The 7,338-nt window shown below is 71.1% G+C and carries 6 protein-coding genes; 3 read left to right on the top strand and 3 right to left on the bottom strand.

The window, feature by feature from the left end; genetic code table 11:
- The first annotated feature begins 229 nt into the window (after window positions 1-229).
- On the top strand, window positions 230-1,849 hold the full coding sequence (locus NBW84_RS16705) for a hypothetical protein (protein ID WP_445548739.1): 1,620 nt from the start codon (window positions 230-232) through the stop codon (window positions 1,847-1,849).
- A 150-nt stretch (window positions 1,850-1,999) separates the two neighbouring features.
- Here the strand turns inward: NBW84_RS16705 and NBW84_RS16710 are convergent, their stop codons facing one another.
- From NBW84_RS16710 to NBW84_RS16720, 3 genes are all read right to left on the bottom strand, one after another.
- Window positions 2,000-2,785 (bottom strand): ABC transporter permease subunit, encoded by a 786-nt coding sequence (locus NBW84_RS16710; RefSeq protein WP_250285668.1) that lies wholly within the window; start codon window positions 2,783-2,785, stop codon window positions 2,000-2,002.
- On the bottom strand, window positions 2,782-3,879 hold the full coding sequence (locus tag NBW84_RS16715) for an ABC transporter ATP-binding protein (protein WP_250285669.1): 1,098 nt from the start codon (window positions 3,877-3,879) through the stop codon (window positions 2,782-2,784). The genes NBW84_RS16710 and NBW84_RS16715 overlap by 4 nt, the downstream gene beginning before the upstream one ends.
- A gap of 514 nt (window positions 3,880-4,393) precedes the next feature.
- Window positions 4,394-5,170, bottom strand: a complete 777-nt coding sequence (locus tag NBW84_RS16720) for a chorismate pyruvate-lyase family protein (protein ID WP_250285670.1) — start codon at window positions 5,168-5,170, stop codon at window positions 4,394-4,396.
- Between the two features lie 286 nt (window positions 5,171-5,456).
- Here NBW84_RS16720 and NBW84_RS16725 point away from each other — a divergent pair, with 286 nt between their 5' ends.
- Window positions 5,457-6,434 (top strand): ATP-binding cassette domain-containing protein, encoded by a 978-nt coding sequence (locus NBW84_RS16725; RefSeq protein WP_250285671.1) that lies wholly within the window; start codon window positions 5,457-5,459, stop codon window positions 6,432-6,434.
- 214 nt (window positions 6,435-6,648) lie between these two features.
- A partial coding sequence (locus NBW84_RS16730) for an ABC transporter permease (RefSeq protein WP_250285672.1) occupies window positions 6,649-7,338 on the top strand: 690 nt, incomplete at its 3' end.

The raw sequence follows: 7,338 nt of genomic DNA on the forward strand, positions 1-7,338 counted from the left end.
CGCCGCGTCCGCGCCGACGCCTGTCGCCGTGCCGCCCGCCGCCGTGCCCGCGCGGGTCACCGCCAGCGCCGCCCCCGCGCCGTCGTCCCATGGTGCCCACGCGGCAGGACAGGAACACCGGGAGCATCAGGAACGGCGGGAATGCGAAGAATGCCATGAACGTACGGACACCTGCGCATGCCCGGACCGGCCGCGGGCGAAACGGCGGGGCGTGACCCGCCGCTGGGCGGTGGCCGGCGCGACCACGGCGGGGCTGGGCGCGCTCGCCGGCACGGCCAGGCTGCTGTTCGGCACGGAACGTATCTACGATCACGGCGATACCGCCGGCATGGGCGCGCTCGCGCTGTTCGGCGCGCCCGGCAGCTTCGGCGACCTCGACAGCTCCCAGGACGGCGTCAGGGACACCCGGATCGTCACGGTGGACGTGCCCGGCTGGGGTTTCGGCCCCGGTCAGGCCGCCTACATGTCGACCGTCACCTCCGACGGGACGGTTTTCACCGCGACCACGCCGTTCTCGGACAACCAGGCCCAGCCCACCGGGACGGGGATGGAGATCGCGGCGTTCGAGCCCGGCTCGATGCGTTTCACCCGGCTGGTCGTGCCGTCGAGCACCGGGCGGACGCAGCTGCCCCGGGCCGATACGGGGTTCCGTGGCGTCGGCGGCGCCGACGTCGCCGACGTGATCGTGACCGGTTCGGCTCCGGACGAGCGGGTGATGTTCGTCTCGGCCGTGTCGTACTTCGGCTGGGACACGGCGGTGTACGGGGAGCTGCCGGCGCTCGGGCAGATCCGCCGTCCCGCTCCCGGCCAGCCCTGGAGCTACGATCCGACGCGGTCGTGGACGACCGACCAGCTTGCGGCGGCCGCGCCGCCGGAGGCGGCCGCGAACGCCTTTCCGCACGAAGGCCGCGGGGAGCCGCGGTGGTCGCGGGGCCCGGCCGCGATCGGCCGGCTGCCGGCCAGCGGCCACCTGGTGATCGCACAGTACTTCGGGTCCTCGAGCCTGGGCACCGACCAGGGGGCGCTGCTGGTCGTGGACACCGCGGGCCGGGTACGCGCGTCCTGGCAGTACCCGGAGGTCCAGGTCTTCGGCGTGCCGGTGGTGGTCAATCCCCGGGAGGTCGTCACCGACCCCACGTCCACGGCCGGCGACGAGCGCTTCGTGTTGATCAGTGACTGCCGGACCGCTGACAACCGGGTGGTCCCCTTCCCGGTCCAGGAGTTCTCCTATTCGGCGGGCGGCGCGGGCCAGGGGAGCGGGACGATCACTCCCTGTAGCACCGCGGTGCGGGCCGCGGTGGACGGCTCCCGCATGGAGACCGCGTGCTTCGACGACAACGGCACCCTGTACGTCGCCCGCACCCACGCGGACGGGCTGCACGCGGCGACGCTCGCGGTCTATCCGAAGATCGACGGTAACCGTGGCCTGGTCACCCGCACCCCGGCGACCGACGGCTGGCCGTGGCGTAGCTGGGGGGTGCCGAACCCGCCGGAGCATTTCGTGGCGGGCACCGACACGGGCGGCCTGGTCCGCAGCATCGTGTTCGATCCGGCCAGCGGGGCGGTCGTGCTCGCCGGTCTCGACGGCACGGTGCGGGCCGTCCGCCCGTCCGGCCGGGGCAGGCGGATGACGTTTACGGTCGGCCAGCCGATCGACATTGGGCTGCGCCACCTGCGCGGGCCGTCCAGCCGCTATATCGGCCTGCGGCGCGGTGCCGTCGACGTGCGGCAGCGGGTGCTGTGGCTGCCGGTCAACCAGCTGGTCCTGGACGCCATCGCGTGGCCGTACCCGCCGTTCAAGCTCGACCAGTGGCTGATGCGGATCGACCTGCGGGCCGTGCTCACCTGACCGCGCAGCCCCGGCCCGCGCGTCCGGGGCTGCGCGTCCGGCCCTGTGCGCCCGGGGCTGTGCGCCCGGGGCTGTGCGCCCGGGGCTGTGCGCCCGGGGCTGTGCGCCCGGGGCTGTGCGCCCGGGGCTGTGCGCCCGGCCAGGCGCCGGTCAGGATGTCACGTCGCGGCGCGCGAACAGCACCAGGGTGACCGCGGCCGCGACGGCACAGAAGATCAGGATGCGTATGCCGGCGGTTTCGTAGCCGACCTGGTATCCCCGCGCACCCGAGGCCAGGGCGTCCATGAGCCGGGCGGGCAGCCAGCTCGCGGCCGGGCTGAAGATCCGCGACACCAGCATCTCCAGCGGCAGCGCGTAGGCGACCGCGACCGACACCGCGGCGGCGGGAGAGCGGAAGACGACCCCGGCGAGCAGCCCCAGGGTCGCGTACCCCAGGGACGAGGCCAGCACGTTCAGATAGCCCTTGCCGATCTCCGTCAGGCCGGCGAGGCTGTGCCAGGCGCCGGTGTCCACCCCTCGGATCGGAGCCATGACGAACGACGCGGCCACGGCCACGACGGTGGCCGCGGCGATCATCGTTGCCATGAACGTCGCCAGGGCCAGGCACTTGCCTGCCAGCAGGCGGAGCCGATGCGGCTGGGCCATGAGCTGGTTACGCAGGGTTCCCTGAGTGTAGTCGGCGCCGATGACGGCGGCGGTGACGGCGAGCCCGACCACGCCGAGCAGGATGCTGACGGCCTCCAGCCCCTGCATGACCCCGTCCGGACGGGACATGGCGGGTGCGGTGACGGGCACCCCGTCGTAGTCGCGACGTCCGACTGAGAGCATGGTCAGTACCGCGCCGAGCGTGGCCACCGAGACGACGGCCGCCAACGTGCCGAGGAAGAAACGCGTGCGGCCGAGTTTGATCCATTCGGCCCGCAGCGCCGCGGTCACGAGTCCCGTCCCGAGGCGGTCGATGTGGCGGCCCCGGCGGTGAGCAGCTCAGAGGGAACGTCCGGGGAGCTGCGGCTGCGTGGGATCAGATCCCCGTCGACTCCCCCCGTCGCGACCAGGAACGTCTCCTCCAGCGTGGGCCGGCACGCCCGCAGCGCCCGCAGCGCGATACCGGCGCTCATGGCGATCCTGTTCAGGTTCGCCGCCGAGCCCTCCGGGGCGTGCACGCTGACCGAGCCGTCCGGCGAGCGCTCGGGCGGGTCGACCCGCAGGCCGTGGCCGCCCATCAGGGCGGCCAGCCGCACCGCGTCACAGGGATGCTCGGGAGTCAGGACGAGCAGTGGGTCCCCGGCGGCGAGCAGCTCGGTCACATGGCCCTGGAACAGCAGCTGCCCGTCTCTGATCATCACCAGGTGGTCGCAGATCTGTTCGACCTCCGACAGCAGGTGGCTGGACACGAAGACTGTCATGCGCCCTCCGGCCAGGTCCTTGAGCAGGCAGCGGATCTCGCGGATGCCCGCCGGGTCGAGCCCGTTGGTCGGTTCGTCGAGCACCAGCAGCTCGGGGCGCGGCAGCAGGGCCGCGGCGATCCCCAGCCGCTGCTTCATGCCGAGGGAGTAGGAGGCGAACCGGTCGTCGGCCCGGCCGGCGAGGCCGACCATGGACAGCGTCTCGGCGACGCGTTCCGGGCCCAGCCCGCGCAGCCGCGCCAGCATGCGCAGGTTGGCCCGCCCGGTCAGGCCGGGGTGGAAGGTCGGGCCTTCGATCATGGCCCCGACCTTGGACAGGTAGCCGGCGGGCCGCTCGATCGGATGCCCGAGCACGAAAGCGTGTCCCGCGCTGGGCCTGATCAGCCCGAGGAGCATCCGCAGGGTGGTCGTCTTGCCGGCGCCGTTCGGCCCGACGAACCCGGACAGCGCTCCCATCGGGACGTGGATGTCGATCCCGTCCACCGAGCGCCGGGTGCCGTAGCACCTGGTGAGTCCTTGGCTCCAGATAGCGGCGTCGGCCGGGGGGCAGGGCAGGCCGGTGCGGGCCTGGCGTGGTGATCCCCGTCGCATCCGCGGCGGTCTCGCCGGAGTCTCCGCCGTCATTACGTGGTTGCCTCCTCAGGTCCTTGGCGTCCGGCCCGGGCGAGGGCGGCTGCCCGGCTGGGCCGGCGTTGATGGAGCTTGATGAAACAGAGGGTAACGGATGGAAACGAGTTGTGCTTAATGACGATCGCTCGTTACTTACAGTGGCAAAGAATATGATCTATATCACTTATAGTAAGTAGCGATAGGTAGAGGAAGCCCTTGTCGCAGCGACGCCGCCACGCTCCTGTGCTGCTGTGTTCCCGTGTTTCCGATCGGTCACGCTGGTCGGCGCGTCGGCGCGACCGGTGGTCCGGTCATCGGTGTCCGGCCGGTTCGGCGACAACCGGCCTGGCCATGGATATTCCGTGCGAACGGGCTGTGAGCGGACCGTGAACGGGCCTGGGCGGGCCGTGGGTGAGCCGCGAGTGGGTCTGAGCGGGCCGCGAGAGGCTCGTGAGCGGGCATGACGACGCGTCTCGCTTCGGATGGCGGCATGGCGTGACCGGATGGCGGCGTGGCGCGGCCGGTGCCGTCAGCTCGGGTCGAGGCCGAACAGGCGGGGGGAGAACCACTCGGTGATCAGTGTCAGGGGGCGGCCTGTCCGCATGTCACGCATCCGGTAGGTACGGGCCGGCACCTGGGACTGCGCGCTGAGACCCGGCCCAAGGCAGGTGGCGATGCCGCCGGCCGGCAGCCGTCCCCATGACCGCAGCTCACGGACGATCGGTAGGGCGGCCCGCGTGAGCAGCCTGCCGATCGGCTCCTCGGTGTCGAGCGCGCGCACGACGTCGACCGGCAGCCTGTCGACGATGGCGAGCACGGATGCCGCCCCGTGAACGACACCGTTGTCACCGGTGAGAAGCACCTCGCGGACCAGGAGATCGTCTCCGGGGCTGCCCTCGAGGTCGCGTAACCCGATGTCGGCGTAGGTGTCGCGATGGGCGCGGGTGGCCGCTGCGTGGAACCAGGGGTCTTCGTGGAACAGGGAGCCGCTGTCCCCTCCCCGGGCGTCCGCCGCGTGGCCGCGCTGGCCCGGTACGGTCAGCGGGAGGCGCTGCTGACGGCGCACACGGACGGTGATCCGACGGCCGGTGAGAATTTCCAGTGACGTGGTGGTCAGCCCGTCGCCGCGCAACATCAGCTGCTCGAGCGGGCTGATCCCCAGGGTGCCGGCCGCGGCGACGTCGACGCTGGAGAGCTCGGCGCTGGGGAACACCGTGACCGGTGCCGGTGCCGGCCTGACACGCGTGGCCGGCCGCCTGCCACCAACAATGATCTTATTGGCGGTGGTCTCGCTATATTTTGACATCCGACCTTCACGGGAGGAAAGCACATAAAAAACATTATCATGCGGCTATATTGTCAGTCGTGCCGACGCTGATCGACCGTGCCGGTGGCAACCAGTCGTCGCGGACGGAAGCCGATCGGCTGCCCGGCACTATCGGGCGGCCGGCGCCGTTGTCCTCCGGCCACCGGTGTCGGCCGGAGGACAACGAGTATCCCGGGTAGCCGCGTCTGGGGTTTCCTCAGGCAGGAGCCGGTCGGTGGCCATGGCCGGCACCGGGGCAGTCCGTACACGGTCCGGATGGAGACAGATGATCGAAGTTGATCGGCTGACCAAACGCTACGGATCAGTCGTCGCGGTGGACGGCCTTTCGTTCCAGGTCCTTCCCGGCCGGGTTACCGGATTTCTCGGGCCGAACGGAGCGGGAAAGTCGACAACGATGCGCGCCGTTGTCGGCCTGGACCTGCCGACCATGGGCGAGATCCGGGTCAACGGCAGGCCGTACGCGTCGATCCGGCGACCGTTGTGCGAGGTGGGAGTGCTGTTGGACGCGCGTGCCGTGCACGGCGGCCGCAGCGCGTCCAGCCACCTGCTGTGTATCGCGCGCAGTAACGGCATCAGCCCGTCCCGGGTGAACACCGTGCTGGAAATGGTGGGCCTCGCCACAGTCGCCCGCCGGCGGATCCGCACATTTTCACTCGGGATGTTACAGCGTCTGGGAGTGGCGGCCGCGTTGCTCGGAAATCCGGGCGTGCTTCTTTTCGACGAACCTGTGAACGGCCTGGATCCGGAAGGCATCCGGTGGATTCGCGCGTTGATGAAACAGCTGGCCGCCGAAGGACGGACGGTGCTGGTCTCCAGCCATCTGATGAGTGAGATGGCTTTGACCGCCGACCATCTCATCGTGATCGGACGGGGCCGGCTCGTCGCGGACGCGAGCGTCACGGACCTGCTTTCCCGCAGTTCGCGCAACCGGGTCCGGGTGCGCTCGCCGCAGGCCGGGCAACTGTCAACGCTGTTGGCCCGGGACCTGGCGGGCGTGTGCGTGCAGCCCGGGCCGGACGGGGCCCTGGAGGTGCTGGGGACGGACGCGTCCGCGGTGGGTGAGCTGGCCGCCGCCCACGGTGTCGTCCTGCACGAACTGTCGATCCAGCAGGCCTCCCTGGAAGAGGCCTTCATGGATCTGACCCGGGACTCGGTCGACTACCGGACCGAGCTGGACCCCCTTCCGGCCGCCTCCCCCAACACATCCCCCGGCACACCCACGACCGTCGGATCGAGGCCCTGACACCATGCCCCCGGACGCCGCACCCACACCCGCCATCTCTTCGGACGCCATTTCTTTGGACGTCATCTCTTCGGACATCGCGTCTCCGGACGCCACGTCCTGGGAGCCCACCGGCCCCGTCGACAGCGCATGGCCGGGCGGGCCCGCGGTCCGGCCCGGCCATGCCGCTTCGCGCTGGCCGTCCGCGGCTGCCGGCCGGAGGCCAGCTCTCGACATGTTCGGTAATGCCCTGCGCTGCGAGTGGACGAAGCTGTGGACCGTCCGGTCGACGTACTGGACCCTGTTCGCCGCCTTCGTCCTCACCGTCGGCCTGGCCGCGATCGCGTGTGGGGCGGCTGCCAGCCAGGGCGGGGACGTCGGCGGGGAGCCGGCCGCGCTCAGCCTCAGCGGGATCTTCGTGGCCCAGATCGCGCTGGGCGTGCTCGGCGTCCTCATGATCAGCTCGGAGTACGGCAGCGGAATGATCCGGACGACCTTCGCGGCCGTCCCCAACCGGCTGGTCGTGCTCGCGGCGAAGGCCGCGGTCTTCGCGGGGGTGGTGCTGGCCGGTGCGCTCGTCGCCTGCCTGGCCGCCTTCGCGCTCGGGCAGCTGCTACTGCGGCCGGCCGGCCAGCAGGCCTCGTTCGGTGATCCGGAAATCGTCCGGATCGTCCTCGGCGCAACCGCCTACCTCACGCTGATCGGGCTGATCGGGCTGGGCGTCGCGGCCGTCATCCGCCACACCGCGGGCGCGCTGGGCGTCCTGTTCGGTGTCATGGTGGTGCTGCAGATCGCCGTCCAGTTCCTGCCCGGGGAACTGCAGGAGAACGTCCTGCCCTACCTGCCGGCGACGATGGCCGTCTCGGTCGTCACCGTGAACCCGCCGGCCATGAGCCTGTCCGCCGGGGCAAGCATCGCGCTGCTC

The organism is Protofrankia sp. CiP1_Cm_nod2, assembly GCF_920664355.1.
GTDB lineage: Bacteria > Actinomycetota > Actinomycetes > Frankiales > Frankiaceae > Protofrankia.

Coding starts and splice junctions, on each gene's coding strand:
- NBW84_RS16715 (WP_250285669.1), bottom strand. CDS start 3,879: ATGACGGCGGAGACTCCGGCGAGACCGCCGCGGATGCGACGGGGATCA.
- NBW84_RS16720 (WP_250285670.1), bottom strand. CDS start 5,170: ATGTCAAAATATAGCGAGACCACCGCCAATAAGATCATTGTTGGTGGC.
- NBW84_RS16725 (WP_250285671.1), top strand. CDS start 5,457: ATGATCGAAGTTGATCGGCTGACCAAACGCTACGGATCAGTCGTCGCG.